4 protein-coding genes are annotated in these 2,460 nt (G+C 60.1%); all 4 read left to right on the plus strand.

The annotated features are described in order from the left end of the window. Positions 1-136: 136 nt before the first annotated feature. Positions 137-610 (plus strand): cyclic pyranopterin monophosphate synthase MoaC, encoded by a 474-nt coding sequence (gene moaC / locus ACW9JE_RS30255; protein ID WP_224534470.1) that lies wholly within the window; start codon positions 137-139, stop codon positions 608-610. Beyond that, positions 607-849 (plus strand): molybdopterin converting factor subunit 1, encoded by a 243-nt coding sequence (moaD, locus tag ACW9JE_RS30260; protein WP_175377919.1) that lies wholly within the window; start codon positions 607-609, stop codon positions 847-849. Before moaC ends, moaD begins: the two co-directional genes overlap by 4 nt. Before the next feature lie 4 nt (positions 850-853). After that, on the plus strand, positions 854-1,306 hold the full coding sequence (moaE, locus tag ACW9JE_RS30265) for a molybdopterin synthase catalytic subunit MoaE (protein WP_224534461.1): 453 nt from the start codon (positions 854-856) through the stop codon (positions 1,304-1,306). A 300-nt stretch (positions 1,307-1,606) separates the two neighbouring features. Beyond that, entirely contained in the window at positions 1,607-2,383 is a 777-nt protein-coding gene (locus tag ACW9JE_RS30270; protein WP_224534458.1) for an ABC transporter substrate-binding protein, read from the plus strand. Positions 2,384-2,460 lie beyond the last annotated feature (77 nt).

Here is a 2,460-nt window from a genome sequence, read left to right on the forward strand (position 1 = left end):
GGCGTCTTCAAGTGCGCCGAAGAGCTTCGCGGGCAAGCCTCGCTCCTACAGGTGGATGGGCTGTGCCTGAATATTCGTGCGTGCGCAATTTTGACCCGCAGGTTTACAATCGACGCTCCTGATCAGGAGTAACCCCGTGCTGACTCATCTCGATTCCCAAGGTCGCGCCAACATGGTCGACGTCACCGACAAAGACGTGACGTTCCGTGAGGCGACTGCCCAAGCGCTGGTGCGCATGCTGCCCGAAACCCTGCAGATGATCGTCAGCGGCGGTCACCCCAAGGGTGATGTGTTTGCCGTGGCGCGCATCGCTGGCATCCAGGCGGCGAAGAAAACCAGTGATCTGATTCCGCTATGCCATCCGCTGATGCTGACCGGGGTCAAGGTCGAACTCAGTGCCGAAGGCGACGACAGCGTCCGTATCGTCGCGCGCTGCAAGCTGTCCGGGCAGACCGGGGTGGAGATGGAAGCCCTGACCGCCGCCAGCGTCGCGGCCCTGACCATCTATGACATGTGCAAGGCCGTGGATCGCGGCATGACCATCGAAAACGTCAAGCTGCTGGAAAAGCTCGGCGGCAAGAGCGGTCACTTCCAGGCGGAGCAGCCATGAACGTTACCGTGAAGTTTTTCGCCCGCTATCGTGAAGCCCTGGGTATGGATTCGCTTGAGGTCCAGGGCCCGTTCGCCACGGTTGACGACGTGCGCGCGTTGCTGGCCCAGCGTGAAGGCGCCGAAGTGCTGAGCGAGCAAAACCTGATGTGTGCGCGCAACGAAGACCTGTGCCAGCTCGACGAGCCGGTGGCCGATGGCGATGAAGTGGCGTTTTTTCCGACCGTGACCGGGGGCTGAAACCATGGCGATCCGTGTCCAGCCCGAGCCGTTCGATCCAGGGGTTGAGGTGAACGCCATGCACGCCGCCAACGTTGGCGTGGGTGCGGTGGTGAGTTTTGTCGGTTACGTGCGCGACTTCAATGACGGACTCGATGTGGCCGGGATGTTCCTCGAACATTATCCGGGCATGACCGAAAAAGCCCTCGGCAAGATCGCCACCGAGGCCGAGCAGCGCTGGCCGTTGCTCAAGCTCGAAGTGCTGCATCGCATCGGCGCGCTGGAACCCGGCGAGCCGATCGTCTTCGTCGGCGCCGCCAGCGCCCATCGCCAGGCCGCCTTCGATGCCTGCGCCTTTGTCATGGACTACCTGAAAACCCGCGCGCCGTTCTGGAAAAAAGAGAACACCCCCGAAGGCTCGCGCTGGGTCGAGGGGCGCGACAGCGATCATGCGGCGGCGGATCGCTGGAAGCAGTAATCTCGGTTTCGCTCTTGAGTACGTCATCGCGGGCAAGCCCGCTCCCACAGGATTTGTGCCGGTCGCGTAGGTTGTGTACGACGCGAACCTTGTGGGAGCGGGCTTGCCCGCGATGAGGCCATCCGCTTCACACATTCCTTTCTGAATGCCCGACCACCGGCCGGCACATCTTCATTTTCTCCAATTGACGGTTTGTACATAAAAGTCCAGTATGGATTTATAAGTACAAAAAAGGCCTATCCCCGTTTCCGCTTTTTCTTCTGTCTTGCAAAACCAACAACAACCCGCGAGAGAACGAATATGAAGAAGTTCCCCCTCATCACCGGTCTGGCCCTGAGCCTGTTGGCGTGCTCCAGTCTGTATGCCGCCGAGAAAACCCTGCGTATCGGTATCGAGGCCGCTTATCCACCGTTTGCTTCCAAGACCGACAAGGGCGAGATCGTCGGTTTCGACTACGACATCGGCAACGCCCTGTGCGCCGAGATGAAGGTCAAGTGCGTGTGGGTCGAAGGTGAGTTCGACGGCCTGATTCCTTCGCTGAAAGTGAAGAAGATCGACATGGCCCTGTCGTCGATGACCATCAACGACGACCGCAAGAAGTCGGTGGATTTCACCCACAAGTACTACTTCACGTCCTCGCGCCTGGTGATGAAGGAAGGCGCGGTGGTGGATGACCAGTACGCCAGCCTCAAGGGCAAGACCGTCGGCGTGCAGCGCGCGACCACCACTGATCGCTACGCTACCGAGGTGTTCGAGCCCAAGGGCGTCATCGTCAAGCGTTACGGCAACAACGAAGAGATCTACATGGACCTGGCGGCCGGTCGCCTGGACGCGGTTTTCGCCGACACCATTCCGCTCAACGACTTCCTGTCGATGCCGCGTGGCAAGGGTTACGCGTTTGTCGGGCCTGAGCTCAAGGATCCGAAATACGTGGGCGAGGGCGCCGGGATTGCGGTGCGCAAGGGGAATGCCGAACTGGTCAGCCAGTTGAACACGGCCATCGATGGCATTCGCGCGAATGGCGAGTACCAGAAGATTTCCGAGAAGTACTTCAAGTCCGATATCTACGGCGATTGATGGTCAGTCTTCGCGGGCAAGCCTCGCTCCCATAGGGTTTCGCGTGACCTGTAGGAGCGAGGCTTGCCCGCGAAAGC

Source organism: Pseudomonas sp. SDO55104_S430 (assembly GCF_054070595.1).